This window comes from Streptomyces angustmyceticus (assembly GCF_040701845.1).
GTDB lineage: Bacteria > Actinomycetota > Actinomycetes > Streptomycetales > Streptomycetaceae > Streptomyces > Streptomyces angustmyceticus_A.
The window spans coordinates 760,403-780,317 of sequence record NZ_JBFBHQ010000001.1; the positions used below are offsets into that span (position 1 = coordinate 760,403).

A 19,915-nucleotide genomic window follows, 5' to 3' on the forward strand; every position below is an offset into this window, starting at 1 on the left:
AAGGTTGTGGAGCGCGATGACGGTTGTGACACCACCTATCGCCCGGGGACGACGCCTGGCCGTGGGCCTGTTCGCCGCGGCAGTGGTGGGCACCATCTGCTCCCTGGGAGCACTGGCCGTGTACGGCCTGGTCACGTTCAGCGGCTGACACGCCGTAGCCGTGGCAGTACCCGAAGAGAACCGACAAGGAAACGGAGGACACTCAGTGAGCGACATCCCCGGCGGGCCGATGGCGAACCGGCCCGTCCACTTCATCTGGCTGATCGACCGCTCGTACTCCATGCAGGGCGAGAAGATGGGCCAGCTCAACTATGCGATCAGGGAGGCCGTCCCGGAAATGCGGTCGGTCGCCCACGACAATCCCGCGGCCCAGCTGCTGCTGCGCACGCTCACCTTCTCCAGCACCGCACAGTGGCACCACAAGGTCCCGGTGCCGGTCGACGACTTCACCTGGGAGGACATCCAGGTCGACGGCATGACGAATCTGGGCGAGGCGCTGCAGCTCGTCGCGCGTGAGCTCCAGACGCCGCCGATGCCGCAGCGTGCGCTGAAGCCGGTGCTGGCACTGGTCTCGGACGGTGTGCCCACCGACGACTGGAAGTCCGGTCTGGCGGCTCTCGACGCCACGCCGTGGGGCAAGAAGGCGGTCCGGGTCGCGATCGCGATCGGTGCGGACGCCGACCGGGACGTGCTCCAGGAGTTCCTCGGCAACCCCGAGCTCCAGCCGCTGGACGCCAACAGCCCGAAGAAGCTGGCAGCGGCCATCCGCTGGGCCTCGACCGCCGCGGTCAAGGCCGCCTCACAGCCGCTCGCGGGCTCGTCCGACGCTCTGACGAAGCAGCCCTACGCGCCGCCGGTGCTGGACGACGACGATGACGACGACGTGTGGTGAGCGGCCCGAACGCATCGCCCTGGGAGACGCTCTCGGTGAGCGTCCAGGGCGTCAACAAGCAGCGCAATCAGGACTGGTCCGCGGCGGAAGGCCGCGGCACCACCGAGGAGCCGCTGATCCTCGCCGCCGCGGACGGGCACGGCTCCGCGGCACACGCCCGCAGTCACGTCGGCGCGCGCATCGCGGTCGATGTGTTCACGGCCTGCGCCACCCAGTTCACCCAGCTCGCCCGGCCGCGCGGCACGGACGACCCGCCGAGTCTGTCGTGGCTGATGCACTACGCCCAGCACACCCTTCCCCGCCGGCTCAGCGCCACGTGGCGCGAGGAGGTGCTCCGGCACTGGTCCCGGCAGCCCGAGGAGGGCGAACCGGCTCTGTCCGACGAGGAGAAGGTGCTGCTGTACGGCACCACACTCCTCGGCGCCGTGCTCACTCCGCAGCTGTTCGCCGCCTGGCAGCTCGGCGACGGTGAACTGACGGTGATCGGTGAGGACGGAGCGGCTGTCCTTCCCCTCGCGCCGGTGGAGGCCGAGCTCGGGGACGAGACGGAGTCGCTGTGCACCCGTGCCGCATGGCGGCTCGTACGGGTGCACTGGGCTCCGATCGTGGACCCGGCGCGCACCCCCCGTCTCATCGCCCTGTCCACCGACGGCCTGTCCAAGAGTTTCGCCTCCGACGAGGGGTTCACCCAGTTCATGACCGGCCTGGACCAGCGGCTCGATGACGAGGGCACGGAGGCCGTCAGCAGCGTGCTGCCCGAGTGGCTGGCGCGGGCCGCGCAGCACTCCGGCGACGACACCACCCTGGCGGCGGGCCGCCGGCCGAACCACCGCAGCGGAACAGACAGATGACGGAGACAACCATGACCGGCATGCTCGACAGCGGGACTCGCCTCACCGCTGACAACGGCGAAGAGATCCAGGTCAGCGAGATGCTCGGGGCCGGTGGTCAGGGCGAGGTGTACCGAGTGCGGACCAAGGATGGCGACAAGGCCCTCAAGTGGTACTTCCCGCAGTGCGCCACCCGTGAACAGCAGGCGATCGTGCGTGAGTTGGTGGACCGGGAGTTCGACGACGACCGCTTTCTGTGGCCGACGGCCCATGTTGCGGACGGTCAGGACGCGTTCGGCTACCTCATGGGCATCCGGCCGGACCGCTTCAAGGGACTGCCGGATCTCTTCCGGCGAAAGCTGACCACCACCCCCAGGGCGCTGCTGACCGCCTGCCTCTACACCGTGGAGGCGTACCAGGCACTGCACTCACGCGGAATCGCCTACCGCGACATCTCCTGGGGCAACATCTTCTTCGATCCCGTCACCGGCGACGTCCTGGTCTGCGACAACGACAATGCCGTGGTGGAGGGGGACAGCAGCGGCATCTCCGGAACGATGGAGTTCATGGCTCCCGAGCTGGTGCGCGGCGACCCCGGCGCCCGCCCGGGTACCCAGACCGATCTGCACTCGCTGTCCGTGCTGCTCTTCATGCTCCTGATGAATCACCATCCGCTCAAGGGCAAACAGGAATTGCGTATTCACTGTCTCGACGAGGCCGCGGAGAAACGGCTGTACGGCAAGCAGCCCCTGTTCGTCTTCGACCCGATGGACCACGCGAACGAGCCCGACCCCTCCGAACACGCCACGGTCCTGGCGACCTGGGCTGCGGCCGCCGAGGAACTGCAGGACCTCTTCACCCACAACTTCACCGAGGGGCTGCGCGAGCCGGCAGCCCGGGTCCGTGAATCGCAATGGCGTGATGCGCTGCGGGCGGTGCTCGACGCAGTGGTCGACTGTCCCGCCTGTGGTCGGCAGAACATGACCGAGCCGACGGCGGTCACCGCGGGCACCTGCTGGGGCTGGGACTGCCGCACCGCTCTGGCCCTGCCACCCCGGCTGGTCATCACCACTCCCTCACCGCGCACGGAACGGCACATCCGGCTGCGCCGCACCGCCCGGGTGCACACCCACCACCTGGTGGCGGAACCCTCTCGGCACGACTACAGCGACGCCACGCTCGTCGCTGAACTCACCGAACACCCGCAGAAGCCGGGAAGGTTCGGGCTCGCCAACCGCTCGGACAGCGCCTGGTCGGGCACCCGCTCCGACGGCACGAGCCAGCAGATCGAACCGGGCCAGACCGTCCCACTGCGCGCCGGACTCGAACTCGGCCTCCGTGGCGCCCAGGCGGTCGTACAGGCAAAGTGACACGGGCGGGGCCCCACTCCGGGGCCCCGCCTGCGGGCGTCTCACAGCGCCCGCCCTCCGCGTCACAGGCCGAGGGCACGTCCCAGCTCCTGGGCCAGGGCCAGACCTCCGCTGCCGGCCGCCAGCCCCATGGAGATCGTCTCCAGCGCCTGCCGGACCCGCCCCTGGTCGGCAGGTCGGCCCTCCTGCCCGGCCTGCGCCAGTTCACCCCGCAGCACGTCCGCCTGCGCGGCGAGCGCCGGCTGCTGCTCAGCCTGCAGCCGGCGTACGAGCTCGCCGGCCAGGCGCAGCGCCTCGGCAGGGCTCGCACCGTGGTGGTGTATCTCGATCTTTCCGCCGTCACCGAAGTTGCTCGGCCCGGAGACCTCGCCGTGGAAGTTGAAGGTGCTCATCATGTGCTCCTGTCGTCAGGGCTGTCCGGCAGCCGGGGCACCGGGCGCACCGGACGGCTGGTGCCCCGGCCCGTAGGCGATCTGCCCGTTGTTGCCGAAATTGCTCGGCCCGCTGATGTCCCCGGAGAAGTTGTACGTCTGTGTGTTGATGACCTGCTGGGCCCGGTCGAAGGAGCTGGTATCGACATGGTGACTCTTCAGGAACCGTTCCGTGGCGATGAGTACGCCTTGCTGAAGGCGGTGCAGGAAATCCTGGGAATCCGTACGCTCCGAGTGTCCCAACTCGTCCCAGGAGGCGACCCTTTCGCGCAGGCTGTCCACGGCCCCGTAGTCGAAATTTGCGTGCCTCTTGCTGATGTCACGGCGTGTCCTGTCGAGGCTGCGCGCCGCGCGTGCCTGTCCCGAGGTGCGTCGGTGCATACGGCCGACGGCACCACGGAGAGCCGGCCAGGTGTGCCGTGTGGCGAAACGGACCAGACTCCACCATCGCTCGAGGCCGTCCAGCGGCAGCTGGTCAACGCCGTAGTACCGCCTGTGGAGCGGGGGAATCGCATACGCGGCGACTTCCCACGACAGGCTGGGTGGCTGCAGCCGGGCCCGCAGATGCATGGACACGATGACGCGTCCGCCCTCGCCCACCCGTTCCAGGCTCAGATAGGTGCGCATCCCGGCTCCGGGTCGGAGCAGGCCGGCCTTCACCAATGGCTTGGGGATCTGCGCGCGCGGGCGGCCGAGCGGGTCCGGAAGCACTTCGGAGCCGAGCATCCGGACATGGTCGCCGCGCACATACAACCGGTTCTGGGCCCGCAGTCCCTCCAGACCCGCGATGTTCGCCATCTCCTGCGCGACATAGGTGTGCAGATCGACCGCGTCGAACGGTTTGATGGTCAGCTTGCCCCCGCTGGGGTCGGTGGCGGGCCGGCTGATGTCGATGGGCTGCCAGACCGCTTCCCTGACCTTCCGGCCACTGCCCACAAACGGATGGGTGCGTTCGGCGGCTGCCGAATACGGCATCACATTCGGTCGCCGGAGTTCCTTGAGCCGGGTCTCCACTTCGGACGAGGCAGGCGGAACGAGGCCCTTGGGATCCGCGAAGCCCCGGAAGACATCGAGCGCCGCGGCCCGGGCCTGGCTCTCCGCCCGGTGCACGACCCACCATGCGGATGCGAGGACACCTACGAGGCCGAAGCCGCCGGACGCCCGCGGCACGGACGCACCACTGCCGAGCCCGTAGACGAGCAGGATCACAGCGACCCCCAGAGCCATGAACAGCCACGCCAGTTGCCGGTCACGGGCCGCCCGACGGGCCACTGCGGCGCGGGCGTGCCGCACCAGCGCCACCAGATGGATGCCGAGCGGCAGCCCGATCGCCGTCATCCGGTCCGCCGTGAACTCCTCGTGCACCGATTGGGCGAACGACTCGTCGAGATGGACCGCAGCGCACAGCCGTCTGGTCACCGCATCCGTCCGGTACGTCGGTAACTGCGGTAACTGCCGCTGTGTCATGCATCCCTCCCCTTGCGCAGGTCCCCTTCACCCTAGGCAACCATCATCGGCCTGTCCGTGGGTTTGCTGATCACCGGCCCCACATACCGGTGCCGGCACCTCGCACGGCCTTCTCTCCGTCCTCGGTCGACATCGCCGGCCAAAGACGGCATCCGCAGTACAGGGCAGGGAAACATCGCGCCCGGAACGTCACCGCCAAGTCACTCCGCATCACCGTGCGTTCTTCCCCACCCCTCGCCCGCTCCGATCTGCGGCAACCGCGTGACGACCGCCGGGGCCGTCGACGTCGTACGGTAACTTTTATTGACCGTCAGGACGTTGAAGGGTCAGCTGCCCACTCATGCAAGAGCACTGCGACACCACCGGTGGGACAGCACCCTCCGATACCGAGCTGGTCCGGCGCATCCGGGCGGCAGGCAGGGCCGGCGACCGGGCGGCGGACGCTCCGTTCGGCACCCCTGCTGCGGACGGTACGGCCCGGGCGGGGCAGGAAGCCCTCCACGAGTTCCACCAACGGCACTACGCTGCCGTGCTGGCCCACGCCCGTGACTGCTGCCGCTCGTCCCAGGCCGCGGCGGATCTGGCGAAGGAGGCCATCGGCCACGTCCTGTACTCCCCCGGTCCGGACGAGGGTGCCGATCCGGCCTGGCGGGCCGCCCTGGTCGCGGCGGTGGGGCACACCGCCGCCACCTGGAACCGCACCGCCCGGAACACCGAGCTGCGTGACGACTTCGCGGCCTGGCTGGCCGCCCAGCCGGGGGAAGGCCCCGGCCCCGCCGCCGGCGCCCGGCCGTTCGGCGCCGGCGGCGCGGCCACGGCCGGCCCGAGCTTCTCGGGGACGGTTCCGTCCGCCGCGGCGGACCAGCCCCGGCGGGCGCGCCTCTCACCGGCGCGGATCACCGTGCTCGCGGTCGCCGTGGCCGTCCTGGCCGGCGTCGCGATATCCGTCGGCCCGCTGTTCGGCTCGGAGCGCGACGATGCCGCGGCCGGGCGCCAGGACCGGTCGGACCACTCCTCGGCCCCCGCCACGGACCAGCCGCCGTCGTCGTCCGCCAGGAGTTCGGCGACCGCATCCCGTTCGCCGTCGGGCTCTCCGTCCCCCACGCACAGCAAGAAGCCGAAGCACCCGAGCTCCCCGCCCCCGGCGCCGGCGAAGCCGTCGCACTCGCCCCGCCCCGGTCCCGCGGACACACCGCCGGCCGGCCACACCGTGCCGCTGGGCAGCCGGCCGTGGAGCTCCCAGAGGTACAGCCACGCGCCGTTCAGGCAGGACAGCAGCATCGACGGACACCCCCTCACCATCCAGGGAGTCACCTACTCCCAGGGGCTGGGCGCGCACGCCTACAACGAGATCACCTACGACCTCGGCGGCGCCTGCTCCGCCCTGGGCGTGGACGTCGGCATCGACGACGAGGTGGGCGCGAACGGCTCCGTGGTCTTCCAGATCTACCGGGACGACACGAAGGTCGCCGACAGCGGTCTGATGACGGTCGACCAGCCCGCGAAGCACCTCACCGCGGACCTCACCGGCGGCAGCCGACTGCGGCTGGTGGTCGGCGACGGCGGCAACGGGATCGACTCCGACCACGCCGACTGGGGCGGGCCCCGCATCACCTGCAGGTGATGCGGACGGGCCGCGGGGGGGAGTTCGCCGGACGCTGCCGTCCTCCCCCCCGCCCCGCTCACTCCTCGTCCGGAGCCAGCCGCAGGGAGATCGAGTTGATGCAGTAGCGCTGGTCGGTGGGGGTGGAGTAGCCCTCGCCCTCGAAGACGTGGCCCAGGTGGGAGCCGCAGCGGGCGCAGCGGACCTCGGTGCGGACCATGCCGTGGCTGCGGTCCTCGATGAGTTCCACGGCCTCGGAGTTCTTGGGGTCGTAGAAGGACGGCCAGCCGCAGTGGCTCTCGAATTTGGTGTCGGAGCGGAACAGCTCGGCGCCGCAGGCGCGGCAGGAGTAGACACCGGCGGTCTTGGTGTCGGTGTACTCGCCGACGAAGGCGGGCTCGGTGCCGGCCTGGCGGAGCACCTGGTACTCCGCGGGGGTCAGCTCGGCGCGCCACTGCTCGTCGGGCTTGTCGATCTCGTACGGCATCTGGGGTCCTCCTCAGCTCAGCTGCCCAGGCGGGACAGGATGGCGGGGCCGAGGTCGGTCACATCGCCCGCGCCCATGGTGAGAACAAGGTCACCGGGCTTCGCCATTCCGGCGATCACGTCCGGGACGGCGGCCTGGTCGCTCTCGGGGGTGACGTCGGCACCGGCGGTGCGCGCGGCGTCGATGATCAGGGTGCTGGTGACGCCCGGGATCGGGTCCTCGCGGGCCGGGTAGATGTCCAGGACGACGGAGGCGTCGGCGAGGGCGAGCGCCTGGCCCATCTCCGTGCCCAGCTCCTGGGTGCGGGAGAAGAGGTGCGGCTGGAAGACCACCAGCACGCGGGAGCCCTCGGCGGCGCCGCGGATGGCTTCGAGGTCGGCGGTCATCTCCGTGGGGTGGTGGGCGTAGGAGTCGATGACCTGCACACCGGCCGCCTCGCCCTTGAGCTGGAGGCGGCGCTTGACGCCGGTGTACTTGCCGAGCGCGGAGGCGAGGTTGTGCGGCGCGAGGCCCAGGGCGACGCCGGCGGCCAGGGCGGCGACGGCGTTGTGGGCGTAGTGCCGGCCGGGGACGGAGACCGTGAAGGTGAGGATCTTGCCGCTGGTCAGGGTGACGGTGACATCGCTGGTCAGGCCGCGGGGGTTGACCTTGAGGATGCGGACGTCGGCTTCCGGCGACTCGCCGTAGGTGACGACCTCGATGTCGTAGCGGCCGGAGATCCGCTCGGTCAGCTCGCGGGCGCCGGGGTGGTCGGCGGCGATGACCAGGGTGCCGCCGGGGCGGACGCGGCCGACGAAGGTCTCGAAGGACTCGTAGATCTCGTCCATCGAGGCGTAGTTGGCGTGGTGGTCCAGCTCCACGTTGAGGATGATCGCGACCTCGGGCGCGTACTTGTGGAAGCTGCGGTCGCTCTCGTCGGCCTCGGCGACGAAGATCTCGCCGGAGCCGTGCTCGGCGTTGGACCCCGGGGCGTCGAGGTCGCCGCCGATGGCGTAGGACGGCTTGAGGCCGAGGGCGCCGAGGGAGACGGCGAGCATGGAGGTCGTGGTCGTCTTGCCGTGGGTGCCGGCGACGGCGATGGGGCGCAGGCCGTCCATGAGGGAGGCGAGCGCGTCGGAGCGGTGCACGACCGGGATGCCGCGCTCATGGGCGGCGGCCAGCTCGGGGTTGTCCTCGCGGATCGCGGAGGAGACGACGACGCTGGTGGCGTCCGGGGCGAGATGCCCGGCGGCGTGGCCGATGTGGACGGTGACGCCGAGGGCGCGCAGGGCCTGGGCGGTCGCGGAGTCCTTCGCGTCGCTGCCCGCCACCTGGGCGCCACGCTGCGCGAGGATCTTGGCGATGCCCGACATACCGGCTCCGCCGATGCCGATGAAGTGCGGCCGGTCCATCGAGGCTGGGATGGCGGGTGCCATGGGCGGGTCTCCCTGATCGTCGATCATCGCGAGCGGTGGTGCTGTCCATGATTCTCGCACCCGGCACCGACAGCGCCGGTCCGTGGACCCCCGGCGGGCGCGGGAGGTGGTCCGGCGCGCGGCGTTCAGCGGCGGATCAGGCCCTGTGCGGTGGCGGCGGCGACCGCCGAGGTACGGGAGTCGACGCCCAGCTTGGCGTAGATGTGGACGAGGTGGGACTTGACGGTCGCCTGGCTGAGGAAGAGCTGTTTGCTGATCGCCGCGTTCGACAGGCCGTCGGCGACGAGCTGGAGGACCTCGGTCTCCCGGCGGGAGAGCGCGGTGGCGGGGGTGCGCATGCGGTCCATGAGGCGCAGCGCGACGGTCGGGGCGAGGGCGGACTTCCCGGCGGCGGCGGTGCGGACCGCGGCGGCCAGTTCCTCCGGCGGTGCGTCCTTGAGGAGGTAGCCGGTGGCGCCGGCCTCGATGGCGGCGAGGATGTCGACGTCGGTGTCGTACGTGGTCAGGACAAGGACGCGGGGGCCTCCGGGGCGGGCGGTGATCGCCGCGGTGGCCTGGGAGCCGAGCATCCGGCCGCCGAACTGGAGGTCCATGAGGACGACGTCCGCGGCGAGCCGCGCGGCGAGGTCGACGGCCTCTTCGGCGGTGGGGACGTCGGCGACGATCTCGAAGTCGTCCTCGGTCTCCAGGACCGCGCGCAGCCCGGCGCGGACCACGGGGTGGTCGTCGGCGAGCAGCAGCCGGATGGGGGTGGGCACGTCGGTCACGGGGCGGCCTCGACCGCGGTGCCGGGCGCGGCGGCGGGGCAGGGCAGGGTGACGGCGACGGCGGTGCCCTCCCCGGGGGCGGACTCCACGACGAGGGTGCCCTTCAGGGCGCGGGCCCGGGCGCGCATCGCGGCGAGCCCGAAGCCGGTGCCGTCCGCCGCCGCCGAGCCCGGGGCGGGCACCTCGGCGGGGACGAACCCCACGCCGTCGTCGACGACGTCCAGCGCGACCTCGCTGCCCATGTAGCTGAGGGTCAGCTCGGCCCGTCCGGCGCCGGCGTGCCGCACGGTGTTGGCGAGCGCGGACTGGGCGATGCGCAGCAGGGCGACCTCGTGCGCGGTGGGGAGGGCGGTGGGTGTGCCGGAGACCTGGCAGTGCACGGCGAGCGGGGAGGTGCGGGCCGTGGTGGCGCACAGCCGCTCCAGGGCGGCGGGCAGCGAGCCGGCCTCCAGGTCGGGCGGGCTCAGCGCGCGGACGAAGCGGCGCGCCTCGGCGAGGTTGCCGACGGCGGCGGTGCGGGCCTGCCGGACGTGGCCGAGGGCGGTGCCGGGCCGCTGCGGCAGGGCGCGCTCGGCGGCCCGCAGCAGCAGCTGGATGCTGGACAGGCCCTGGGCGAGGGTGTCGTGGATCTCGCGGGCCAGCCGCTCGCGTTCGGCGAGCACCCCGGCGGCGTGTTCCGCCGCGGCCAGTTCGCTGCGGGCCGCGGTGAGCTCCTCGATGAGGCGGCGGCGCTGTTCGCTCTCCCGGTAGAGGGCCTCGTAGCCGAGGACGACGGCGACGGCTACGGCGGCGCCCAGGGCGGGACCGACCACGGTGCCCACGCTCAGGGTGTGGGTGTGCAGGCCGAATCCGGCGATGGCCGCGGCGGTGGTGACCGTGACGGCGGGCAGTGCCGCGCGCAGCGGCAGCAGGTGCAGCTGGACGAAGAACATCGGGAAGGCCAGCCAGACGCCGTCCTGGGTGAGGGCGAGCAGCACCGTCCAGAGCAGGGCCACGGCGGTGAGCCAGAGGGCGGCGGCGCCGGTGGACGTGCGCAGCCGGGGCAGCCGGGGGCCGACGGCGTAGACGGCGCACAGCACGGCCGCGGTGGCGGTCACGGCGGGTGCGTTCGGGGCGTGCCCGGCGAGGGCGCGTACGACGGCGAGCGCGAGCAGCGCGGCCACCATCAGGTGCAGGCAGCTGCGCAGCACCCGCAGTACGGGCGTGAGGGAGTGGGCGGTCACGGTTTCTTCGGTCACGGCCCCCTCAGGCTAAGTGGCCTTCCGACCTGCGGCATCAACCAAAGGGTTGACCGCGGGCCGCGCCTTTCGGCCCCGGCGGACCACTCCCCGGCGCGATGCCCGCGCCCTGCCCGGGAGGCGACGGTGGTCCCCGGCCGCCGGGCAGTGGAGTCCGGCCCGGATGTGAGGAGGACGGTGCCGGTGTTCGTCGCCTGGAGGGACCTGGGATTCGCCAAGGGGCGGTTCGCCCTGATGGGAACCGTCGTCGTGCTGATCACGGTGCTGGTGGGGCTGCTGTCGGGCCTGACGGCGGGCCTGGGCCGGGAGAACACCTCGGCCATCACCGCGCTGCCCGCCGACCACCTGGTGTTCTCGGCGCCCGCCGACGGCCGGGACGTCGCCTTCACCGATTCGCGGCTGACGGAGCGGACCGTACGGGCCTGGGCGCGGGTGCCGGGCGTCCGGCACGCCGACCCGCTGGGGATCACGACGACGAAGGCCGGGGCGGGCGGCCGGACCGCCGCGGTGGCGGCGTTCGGGGTGCGGCCGGGGTCGGCGCCGGCGCCTGCCGGGGTGGGTGACGGCGCGGTGGTGCTGTCCGCGAAGGCCGCGGCCTCACTGGGGGCGCGGGCCCAGGACGCGCTGACGCTGGGCGGCCGTACCGTCCGGGTCGCGGCGGTGGCGGGCGCGGCGATGTACAGCCACACGCCGGTGGTCTGGACGTCGCCGGCGGACTGGCGGCGGCTCGCGGGCGGCGCCGGCGGGGACGGCGCGTCCGGCGACCGTCCCGCAGCGACCGTGCTCGCCCTGTCGACCACCGGCACGGCCCATCTGGCGGCCGCCGACAAGGCGCTCGGCACGCGGACCGTCGGCACCGGCGACGCCGTGCGGGCCATCGGCTCGTTCGCCGCCGAGAACGGGTCCCTGCAGCTGATGCGCGGCGCGCTGTTCGCCATCTCCGCGCTGGTCGTCGGGGCGTTCTTCACGGTGTGGACCATCCAGCGCGGCGGCGACATCGCCGTGCTGAAGGCGCTGGGCGCCTCGACCCGCACGCTGCTGCGGGACGCGCTCGGCCAGGCCGTCGTCCTGCTGGTGGCCGGGACCGGTCTGGGCACCGCCGTGGCGGCCGCGGTGGGCGTCGCGATCGGCGGCACGGTGCCTTTCGTGCTCGCCCCGTCCACCGTGCTGGCCCCCGCCCTGATCATGATCGCGCTGGGCGCCGCCGGCGCCGCCCTCGCCGTCCGCCGCATCACCTCCGTCGACCCGCTGACCGCTCTGGGGAGTGCCCGATGAGCCTCGAACTGACCGATGTCACCCTGACCTACCCCGACGGCGATGCCCGGCTGACGGCGCTGGACGCGGTCTCGCTGACCGTGCCCGCCGGGTGTCTGACCGCGGTGATCGGCCCGTCCGGGTCCGGCAAGTCCAGCCTGCTCGCGGTCGCCGCCACGCTGATCTCCCCGGACCACGGGCGGGTGGTGATCGACGGCACGGACACCGCGGGGCTCGGCCGGGCGGCCCGCACGGCGCTGCGCCGCACCGCCGTCGGCACGGTCTTCCAGCAGCCGAATCTGCTGCCGTCGCTGACCGCCGCCGAACAGTTGCAGGTGATGGCCCACCTGGACGGCCGCCCGCCCCGTACGGCGCGGGCGCGGGCCCGGGAGCTGCTGGCCGCGGTCGGCCTGGACGGGCAGGCCGACCGGCGGCCGCACCAGCTGTCGGGCGGCCAGCGCCAGCGGGTCAACATCGCGCGGGCGCTGATGAACGAGCCCGCGGTGCTGCTGGTGGACGAGCCGACCAGCGCCCTGGACCAGGAGCGGGGCGCCGCGGTGCTGGAGCTGCTGGTCGCCCTCACCCGTCAGCGCGCGACCGCGACGGTGCTGGTCACCCATGACCCGGCGCATCTGGCGTCGGCGGACGCGGTCGCCGAGGTGCGCGACGGCCGGCTCCGCCCCCGGGCGGCCGCCCGCCCGTGACCGGGCGGGGCGGGGCCGGCGGGCCGGTCAGCCTCCCGCGGTCCCCTGGGGCTGGTCGTCCGCCGCGTGGGAGAACAGCTTGAGGACCGGGACACCGACCTTGTGGCGGGCGCGGGAGGCCCAGTCGCGGTGGAAGAACTCCTCCACGAAGTGCGGGGTGGTCAGCACGATCACCTCGTCCGCCGCGGTCTCGTCGACGACGGAGCGCAGCAGGTCCAGCGGATGGTCCTCGACCACCTGACCGACGGCTTCCGCGCCGGTGTCCCGCAGCGCCTGCAGGGTGTGGGACAGGGCGAGCTCGGCGGGGGCCTCCGCCCGGTCGCCGCCGGGCTCCTCGCCCTCCCGTACGGCGTCGTCGAACTCCCCGAGGGCGACGTCGTCGATGGCCCTTAGCAGAACATCCTGCTTGCCGCGAGGCTGCATGAGCACGACGAACGAGATCCGGTCATCGCCGTGCAGGGTGGTCACAAACTCCACATCGGCGGGCGTCAGTGGCTTCTCGATCATCAATACGCTCGTGAACACGACGGACGCCCTTCTTCTCTTCGGGGCGCCGCATGGCACGGAGCCCGACAGACACCATCCTGCCCCGTAGCCGTGCGGGACTGTTGGCTTTTAGTGTGCCCAACGGAAGCTAAGCGGAACAGACAATTCCGACGATTGTCACGCCCGACGGTAGCGGGTGAAGAGGAACCCGGCCTCCTCCAGCACCGACGCCAGGGCGAACCGCTCCGGCACCGCGACCGCCGGACCGTTCATGATCCTCGCCGCATCGCCCACGGCGACCACCGGCGCCAGCGACAGGCACAGCTCGTCCAGCGCACCGGCCGCCGCGAACTGCCCCAGCAGCTTCGGCCCGCCCTCCGTCAGCAGCCGGGTGTGGCCCCGCTCGGCCAGCACCCCGGTCACCCGGGCCGGATCGACGCCCCGCCCCTCACCGGCGAACAGCACCTCGGCGCCCGCGGCACGCGCCCGCGCCACCCGGTCCGGCGGCGCGCCCGCACCGGTCAGCACCAGGGTGGGCACCAGCGGATCGGTGAACAGCGGCAGGGTGAAGTCCAGCCCGAGCCCGGCGCTCACCACCGCGATGGCCGGGGCCGGTCCCTGGCCGGCGGCGGCCCGGCGGGCGGCGAACGCCTCCCGGGCGCGGGCCGGCCGGTAGCCCTCCTGCCGCACCGTCTCCGCGCCCACCACCACCGCGTCGGCGAGCCCCCGCAGCACCCCGAAGATCCGCATGTCGGCAGCGCTGGAGAGCGGCTGCGAGCGGCCCTCGTGATGGGCCGCGCCGTCCACGGAGGACACCATGTTCGCGCGCAGCCAGCCGGTGCGGCCCGAGCGCTCCGGGGCATCGGCCGCCGGGTACGCGTAGGCATCGGCCAGCTCGTCCAGCGTCCACTCGCGGTCCGTGGGGTCCATCGCCCCCACCACGGTGTTCTCGCTGTCGGGGGCCGGTACGGAGGGAGCGGTGAGGGGGAACAGGCGTCGCATGGCGGCAGTGTGACATGCCTCGCTCAGCGGACCGGCGGCCCCCGCGCAAGAGATAGGCTGGACGGCTGTGTCGCCTTCCCAGCCCTCTTCCCCGCAGCCCGACCCGATAGCCGGACCGCCGGCCGACGGTGACGACGCGGCGCCCGCCGCCCTCACCGCCCGCGCCCCGCACGTCCCGGCCGACCGCCTGGTCGCCGAGATGGTGCCGCCGCCGCGCTTCCAGGGCGCCCGCTTCGACACCTACATCCCGGACCCGAAGCAGCCCAGCCAGGCCGAGGCCGTCCAGGTGCTCAGCGACTTCGCCGAGAGCATCGACGCCGGGCGGGCCGGCTCGGGCAAGCGCCGCTGGTTCGCCAAGAAGCCCGCGGCTCCCCGGGGCCCGCGCGGCGTCTATCTGGACGGCGGCTACGGCGTCGGCAAGACCCACCTGCTGGCCTCCCTGTGGCACGCCACCCCCGCCCCCGCCGAGCGCAAGGCCTTCGGCACGTTCGTCGAGCTGACCAACCTCGTCGGCGCGCTCGGCTTCCAGCAGACCGTCCGCACCCTCGGCGAGCACAAGCTGCTGTGCATCGACGAGTTCGAGCTGGACGACCCCGGCGACACGGTCCTGGTCTCCACCCTGCTCGGCAAGCTGGTGGACGCCGGTGTGGCGCTGGCCGCCTCCTCCAACACGCTGCCCGGCAAGCTCGGCGAGGGCCGGTTCGCCGCGGCCGACTTCCTGCGGGAGATCCAGGGCCTGAGCGCCCACTTCCGCCCGCTGCGGATCGACGGCGAGGACTACCGCCACCGCGGCCTGCCCGAGGCGCCCGCCCCGTACGACGACGAGACCGTCACCCGCACCGCGTACCGCACCCCCGGTGCCTCGCTCGACGACTTCCCCTCCCTGCTGGAGCACCTGTCGAAGGTGCACCCCAGCCGCTACGGCGCGATGTGCGACGGCATCGAGGCGGTCTGCCTCACCGACGTCCAGGCCGTGCCCGACCAGTCCACGGCGCTGCGCCTGGTGGTCCTGGCCGACCGGCTCTACGACCGCGAGGTGCCGGTGCTGACCTCCGGCAAGCCCTTCGACGAGCTGTTCAGCGAGGAGATGCTGCGCGGCGGCTACCGCAAGAAGTACTTCCGGGCCATCTCCCGGCTGACGGCGCTGGCGCGCGACGCGGGCGCCCTGGTGACCGACGCACCCTGAACGACGGACGACACCCGGGCCGCCGCCTGGTTCCCGGCGGCCCGGCACCGTGGTACACACGAGCGGGTCACGTCACCTGTCCGCCAACAGGGAGTTGCCCATGTCCGCGACACGACGTCAGATCCTGGCCAGAACCGGCGTGCTGGGGGCGGGAATCGCCTTCTCCGGCAGCCTCACCGAGCTCTTCACGGGCACCGCGACCGCCCAGAGCATGGGGCAGCGCGGCTACGGCCCGCTGGTCCCCGACCCGCACGGCCTGCTCGACCTCCCCCGGGGCTTCCGCTACCGGGTCCTGTCCAGGGAAGGCGACCCGCTGCGCTCCGGGGAGGGCAAGGTCCCCAGCAACTGCGACGGCATGGCGGCCTTTCCCGGCTCTCCCGGTCACCGCGGCGGCACGTTCCTCGTCCGCAACCACGAGAACCGCACCGGCTCCCGCCAGGCCGTCCCCACGGTCCGCGAGCTGACCTACGACCCGGGCGGCGAGGGCGGCTGTACGGCCCTCGAACTGGACCGGGACAACAGGGTGCGCTCGGAACGGGTCGCCATCGCCGGTACGTCCACCAACTGCGCGGGCGGCCCCACCCCTTGGCACACCTGGCTGACCTGCGAGGAGACCGAGTTCCGGGCCGGTGAGGAGAACTACACCAAGGACCACGGCTTCATCTTCGAGGTCGATCCGTACGACCCGCTGCGCACCGGCGCCGTCCCGCTGACCGCGATGGGCCGCTTCCAGCACGAGGCGATCGCCGTCGACCCCGGCACCGGCATCGTCTACGAGACCGAGGACGCCTTCGAGAAGCCCTTCGGCCTGTTCTACCGCTTCCTGCCCGCGAAGCCGAGGGGCGGCCGCGGTTCCCTCCGGGCCGGCGGCCGCCTCCAGGCGCTGCGGGTCCCCGGGGTGCCCGACCTCTCCACCGTCCAGCGGCCCGGCACCGCCTTCGACGACGTCACCTGGGTGGACGTGCCCGACCCGCTCGCCCGTCAGACCCCCATCCGCTTCCAGGACTTCGGCCCCGGCGGCATCACCCACGCGCAGAAGCTGGAGGGCTGCTACTGGGGCGGCTCCTGCGTCTACTTCGTCTCCAGCTTCGCGCACCGCAAGGACGGCTCGGCGGCCGACCACTACGGCCAGGTCTGGCGGTACGACCCGAAGAAGCGGCGGCTGACCCAGGTCGTCGTCTTCGGCCCGGACAGCGACCTCCAGCTGCCCGGCGAGTCCCCCGACAACATCTGCCTGGCGCCCAGCGGCGGCCTGATGGTCTGCGAGGACGGCGACGGCGCGCAGCACGTCTTCGGCCTCACCCGGCGCGGCGAGGTCTACGCGATGGCGCGCGGCCGGCAGAACATCGGCACCCCGGAGAAGCCGGAGTGGGGCGAGTTCGCCGGGGTGACCTTCTCGCCCGACCACCGGACGATGTACGTCAACTGCTACACGCCCGGGACGACGTTCGCGGTGACGGGGCCCTGGCATCACTGATCCGGGCCCTGGCATCACTGATCCCGGTCCGGCACCACTGATCCCGGTCCGGCACCACTGATGCCGGTGGGGCAGTCGGGCGGGGGTGTGGGGCGGGGGGCTGGTGGTGCCGGGTGGGGTTTCGGGCGTGGGGTTTCGGGCGTGGGGTTTCGAGCGCGCGGCTGCTCCCCCCCCCCACCCCCGAACCCACCCCCGCCCCCTCCCCCGAAGGGGGAGAGGGGGGAGGGGGCGGGGGAGAAATCCGCGGAGCAGAACCGAGCCCTCGCCCGAACCCCGCCGGAGCAGCTCCGTTGCCCGCCTCCCATCCCGCCGTCCGGCGGGCGCCTCACCCCCGGCGGGAGCTGAGGGCGCACGCGGCGGCGGTGGCGGCGGTCGCGAGGAGGACGGTGCCGGCGAGCGGCAGCCACGGGGTCGTGATGGTGCCGTGGAGGGAGCCGGTGATCAGGTCCGAGACGGCGGCGTTGGCGGGCGAGACGCCCAGTACGAGCAGCAGCAGCGCGGCGAGCATGCCCACCGGGATGCTCCAGCCGGGGCTGCGCAGCACCGGCCAGTTGCTCAGCGCGCCGATCGCGGTGCCCGTCAGCAGGCACACCAGCGCGGCGAGCAGCCCGGCGAGCGCCGCGGGCGCGAGCGGGACGGCCCGGTGGTCGCTGGAGTGCGGGTCGGACAGCACCAGGACCAGCGCCGTGCCCATGAGGGCGAGCGGCACCGCGGCGCAGACCGCGGCCAGCACCGCGGCGAGGTGCGACCGGCCGGGCCCGGCGGCCGCCGCGGTGCAATTGCGGGCGGCCGGCGGCTCGTTGGTGACACAGACCCGGGTCAGCCATACGGCGGTCGGCAGCAGACCGCCGGCGGCGTAGCCGAACGCGTCGAGGATCGGGCCGCCGCTCTGGACGCCGATGGCCAGCCAGGCGGCGTAGAGGATCACCGGCGGCAGCCAGCGGTGCGAGCCGATGAGCAGCGCCGCCTGATAGCGGAGGAGAGCGGTCACGGGAGGGGAGCCTCGTCGGGTGCAGGAGCGGATACGGGAGCGGCAGCGGATGCGGGGGAAGCAGGGGCGGATCCGGGAGCGTCCTCGCCCGGGCCGTCCTCCGGCCGCGCTCCGGTACCGGAGCCGGTGCCGGTGCCCGTGCCGGTGCCGGTGCCGGTGCCCGAGCCGGTATCGGAGCCGGTGCCGGAGCCGGAGCCGGAGCCGGTATCGGAGCCGGTGCCGGTGCCGGTGCCGGTGCCGGTGCCGGTGCCGGTGCCGGTGCCGGTGCCGGTGCCGGTGACCGAGCGGATGTGCCAGGGCGGCCGTGCGGTGAGCAGGGCGCGCAGCAGGGCGTCGGAGTGGACGGCGGGGACCGTCAGCCGGGTCGTACCGTCCGGCTGCGGAACGACCTCCGGCCCGCCGGGCAGCCGTGGTGCTCCGGCGGACGGGTGCCCCGGCGCGCCGGGCAGGGCCGTTCCCGGCGCGGCCGCGGCCTCGATGACCGCTCGGGGGCCCGGCGCGGACGCCGCGGCAGCCGCCGGGCCGCTCTCCTCGTGGGGCAGCAACCGCCCGTCCGCGACCCGGTAGCGGGCGTCGGCCGCGCCCGCCAGCCGCTGCGGGTCGTGGTCGACGAACACCACGGTGGCGCCGTCCGCGACGCGCTCGGCGACGGCACGGTCGAGCACCTCCCTGGCGCCCATGTCCAGGCCGGTCCAGGCCTCGTCCAGGACCAGGAGTCCGGGTGCGGCGAGCAGTGCCTGGGCGACCGCGACCTTCTGGCTCGTCCCCTTGGACAGCTCGGCCAGCGGGGTGCGGGCGTGCCCGGCCGCACCGAAGCGGGCGAGCCACTCGGTGGCACGGCGGGCCGCCTCGGGCCCGCGCAGTCCGTGGATGCGGCCGAGGTGGGTGAGGTAGCCGACGGCGGTGAAGGGGAGCGCGGCCGGGAACCGTTCGGGCACATAGGCGCTGCGCGGGCGGCCGGTGATCCGGCCGGTGGTGGGCCGGTCGATCCCGGCCAGCAGCCGCAGCAGGGTGGATTTCCCGCTGCCGTTGGTCCCCTCGATGCGCAGCAGCGCACCTGCGGGCACGTCGAGCTGCACCTCCCGCAGCACCCAGGGCCCCCGCACCCCGTAGCGCCGCCCTACCCCGTCCAGCCTCATGCGTTCCGGTACCTCCGCTGTCTCCGGCGGCCCCGCCCGCTGCCCCGTCGTCGATGGCCCCGCGCGCTCCGCCTGCCCGTCGGCGGCCGCCCGCTCCGCCGTCCCCGACGGTAGCCGGACCGGCTGTCCGGCGCCCGTGCGACGACGCGGACCGCGCGGCCCGGCGCCAACCCGCCTCCGGGCGGGCGGCGTTGGCCTCCCCGGCCGGCCTGTCGGCGAGCGCTCGGCGGGCAGGTGTCCACAGCGGCGGGGGCGCTGTCGGCGGCGGCTGGCAGACTGGGCGGGTGACCAGCACAGAGACCGCCGGACAGCCCGGCAACGACTCCGAGAGCCCCGTACGCCGCGAGGAGACCGACCGGGACGCCGCACCGCAGTTCGTGCTGCCCCTCGTCGCGCGGATCGAGCGGGCCGAGCCGCCGGCGCGTACGGACGCGCTGGAGACCGCGGCGCGGGCGGTGCTGGTGCTGCTGTCGGACGAGCGGGCGGCCGGGGACGGCGAGTGGGCCGCGGCGGTACGGGACTGGCAGGACGCCCGCATCCGGAAGGTGGTGCGGCGGGCGCGCGGCGCGGAGTGGCGGCGCGCCGGGGCGCTGCCGGGCATCACGGTCACCGGTCACCGCGCCGAGGTGCGGGTCTTCCCGCCGGTCCCGCTGGACGGCTGGCCGAAGGACCTGGCGCGCCTGCAGGTCTCGGGCACGGAGCTGGACGACCCCCAGCTGCCCGGGGCGCCCGCCGAGGGCGCGCCGGTGCTGTGGCTCAACCCCGAGCTGGAGATGTCCGCGGGCAAGGAGATGGCGCAGGCCGGACACGCTGCCCAGCTGGCCTGGTGGGAACTGTCCGAGGAGGAACGGGCGGCCTGGCGCGCGGCGGGGTTCCCGCTGTCCGTACGCTCCGCCCGCGGCGCGGACTGGGAGGACCTGACCCGCAGCGGCCTGCCCGTGGTGCGCGACGCCGGGTTCACGGAGATCGCGCCCGGCTCCTGCACGGTCGTCGCGGACCACCCCGCGCTGCGCAGGGCGCTGCCGGGCAACCGTTGAGGAGGGGCCGCGTCGGGGAACCACAGGGGCCGCCCCGCGGCCGGATCGGGCCACCGGCAGGCCGCAGCACGCGCGAGGTACGGCGGGCCCCACCCCCCGCTACGGCACGTTCGAGCGCCCTCCCCCACCCTCGCACCGG

The 19,915-nt window shown here is 73.5% G+C and carries 19 protein-coding genes and 1 pseudogene; 10 read left to right on the forward strand and 10 right to left on the reverse strand.

The genetic code is table 11. The features are described 5' to 3' along the window. The first annotated feature begins 16 nt into the window (after positions 1–16). The 4 genes from AB0411_RS03225 (at position 17) to AB0411_RS03240 (ending at position 3,092) form a co-directional block, all read left to right on the forward strand. The gene (locus tag AB0411_RS03225) at positions 17–148 is read left to right on the forward strand and encodes a hypothetical protein (protein WP_366415451.1); all 132 of its coding nucleotides are present in this window, start codon (positions 17–19) and stop codon (positions 146–148) included. Positions 149–229: 81 nt separating this feature from the next. Next, positions 230–892, forward strand: coding sequence for a vWA domain-containing protein (locus tag AB0411_RS03230; protein WP_366415638.1), 663 nt, complete (start codon positions 230–232; stop codon positions 890–892). Beyond that, a complete protein-coding gene (locus tag AB0411_RS03235) occupies positions 889–1,743 on the forward strand; it encodes a PP2C family serine/threonine-protein phosphatase (protein ID WP_366415452.1) in 855 nt (284 codons plus the stop codon). The genes AB0411_RS03230 and AB0411_RS03235 overlap by 4 nt, the downstream gene beginning before the upstream one ends. Positions 1,744–1,754: 11 nt before the next feature. Further along, positions 1,755–3,092: a protein kinase domain-containing protein gene (locus tag AB0411_RS03240; protein ID WP_366415639.1), complete on the forward strand. Its 1,338-nt coding sequence runs from the start codon at positions 1,755–1,757 to the stop codon at positions 3,090–3,092. A 62-nt stretch (positions 3,093–3,154) separates the two neighbouring features. Here AB0411_RS03240 and AB0411_RS03245 read toward each other — a convergent pair whose 3' ends face one another. Next, complete coding sequence (locus AB0411_RS03245; RefSeq protein ID WP_366415453.1) at positions 3,155–3,484, reverse strand: hypothetical protein; 330 nt, start codon at positions 3,482–3,484, stop codon at positions 3,155–3,157. A gap of 15 nt (positions 3,485–3,499) precedes the next feature. Further along, positions 3,500–4,990 carry a hypothetical protein gene (locus AB0411_RS03250; protein ID WP_366415454.1) on the reverse strand — a complete coding sequence of 497 codons (1,491 nt, stop codon included), beginning with the start codon at positions 4,988–4,990 and terminating at the stop codon, positions 3,500–3,502. A gap of 340 nt (positions 4,991–5,330) precedes the next feature. On the opposite strand from AB0411_RS03250, the gene AB0411_RS03255 reads away from it, so the two are divergent. Continuing rightward, positions 5,331–6,614, forward strand: a complete 1,284-nt coding sequence (locus AB0411_RS03255) for an NPCBM/NEW2 domain-containing protein (RefSeq protein WP_366415455.1) — start codon at positions 5,331–5,333, stop codon at positions 6,612–6,614. Between the two features lie 58 nt (positions 6,615–6,672). On the opposite strand, the gene msrB is transcribed toward AB0411_RS03255, so the two are convergent. The 4 genes from msrB to AB0411_RS03275 form a co-directional block, all read right to left on the reverse strand. Further along, positions 6,673–7,080: a peptide-methionine (R)-S-oxide reductase MsrB gene (gene msrB / locus AB0411_RS03260; RefSeq protein WP_366415456.1), complete on the reverse strand. Its 408-nt coding sequence runs from the start codon at positions 7,078–7,080 to the stop codon at positions 6,673–6,675. Between the two features lie 17 nt (positions 7,081–7,097). Continuing rightward, positions 7,098–8,495 (reverse strand): UDP-N-acetylmuramate--L-alanine ligase, encoded by a 1,398-nt coding sequence (murC, locus tag AB0411_RS03265; RefSeq protein WP_366415457.1) that lies wholly within the window; start codon positions 8,493–8,495, stop codon positions 7,098–7,100. A gap of 125 nt (positions 8,496–8,620) precedes the next feature. Further along, positions 8,621–9,253 (reverse strand): response regulator transcription factor, encoded by a 633-nt coding sequence (locus AB0411_RS03270; protein ID WP_366415640.1) that lies wholly within the window; start codon positions 9,251–9,253, stop codon positions 8,621–8,623. 5 nt (positions 9,254–9,258) lie between these two features. After that, the gene (locus AB0411_RS03275) at positions 9,259–10,500 is read right to left on the reverse strand and encodes a sensor histidine kinase (protein WP_366415458.1); all 1,242 of its coding nucleotides are present in this window, start codon (positions 10,498–10,500) and stop codon (positions 9,259–9,261) included. A gap of 183 nt (positions 10,501–10,683) precedes the next feature. Between AB0411_RS03275 and AB0411_RS03280 the strand changes: the two genes are divergently transcribed. Further along, the gene (locus tag AB0411_RS03280; RefSeq protein WP_366415459.1) at positions 10,684–11,775 is read left to right on the forward strand and encodes an ABC transporter permease; all 1,092 of its coding nucleotides are present in this window, start codon (positions 10,684–10,686) and stop codon (positions 11,773–11,775) included. Beyond that, a complete protein-coding gene (locus tag AB0411_RS03285) occupies positions 11,772–12,458 on the forward strand; it encodes an ABC transporter ATP-binding protein (RefSeq protein WP_366415460.1) in 687 nt (228 codons plus the stop codon). Before AB0411_RS03280 ends, AB0411_RS03285 begins: the two co-directional genes overlap by 4 nt. 27 nt (positions 12,459–12,485) lie before the next feature. Here AB0411_RS03285 and AB0411_RS03290 read toward each other — a convergent pair whose 3' ends face one another. Next, the gene (locus tag AB0411_RS03290; RefSeq protein ID WP_366415461.1) at positions 12,486–12,983 is read right to left on the reverse strand and encodes an indole-3-glycerol phosphate synthase; all 498 of its coding nucleotides are present in this window, start codon (positions 12,981–12,983) and stop codon (positions 12,486–12,488) included. Between the two features lie 138 nt (positions 12,984–13,121). Beyond that, positions 13,122–13,946 carry a dihydrofolate reductase family protein gene (locus AB0411_RS03295; RefSeq protein WP_366415462.1) on the reverse strand — a complete coding sequence of 275 codons (825 nt, stop codon included), beginning with the start codon at positions 13,944–13,946 and terminating at the stop codon, positions 13,122–13,124. Between the two features lie 67 nt (positions 13,947–14,013). Here AB0411_RS03295 and zapE point away from each other — a divergent pair, with 67 nt between their 5' ends. Continuing rightward, positions 14,014–15,132: a cell division protein ZapE gene (gene zapE, locus AB0411_RS03300; protein WP_366415463.1), complete on the forward strand. Its 1,119-nt coding sequence runs from the start codon at positions 14,014–14,016 to the stop codon at positions 15,130–15,132. A 100-nt stretch (positions 15,133–15,232) separates the two neighbouring features. After that, positions 15,233–16,609 carry an alkaline phosphatase PhoX gene (locus tag AB0411_RS03305; RefSeq protein ID WP_366415464.1) on the forward strand — a complete coding sequence of 459 codons (1,377 nt, stop codon included), beginning with the start codon at positions 15,233–15,235 and terminating at the stop codon, positions 16,607–16,609. Positions 16,610–16,934: 325 nt separating this feature from the next. Here AB0411_RS03305 and AB0411_RS03310 read toward each other — a convergent pair whose 3' ends face one another. Together AB0411_RS03310 and AB0411_RS03315 are read right to left on the reverse strand one after the other, a co-directional pair. Then, a complete protein-coding gene (locus tag AB0411_RS03310; RefSeq protein ID WP_366415465.1) occupies positions 16,935–17,600 on the reverse strand; it encodes an ABC transporter in 666 nt (221 codons plus the stop codon). Positions 17,601–17,878: 278 nt separating this feature from the next. After that, a pseudogene (locus tag AB0411_RS03315) lies at positions 17,879–18,739 on the reverse strand (ABC transporter ATP-binding protein); the annotation flags it as partial. Positions 18,740–19,023: 284 nt separating this feature from the next. On the opposite strand from AB0411_RS03315, the gene AB0411_RS03320 reads away from it, so the two are divergent. Then, positions 19,024–19,776 carry an aminoacyl-tRNA hydrolase gene (locus tag AB0411_RS03320; RefSeq protein ID WP_366415466.1) on the forward strand — a complete coding sequence of 251 codons (753 nt, stop codon included), beginning with the start codon at positions 19,024–19,026 and terminating at the stop codon, positions 19,774–19,776. Positions 19,777–19,915: the final 139 nt, after the last annotated feature.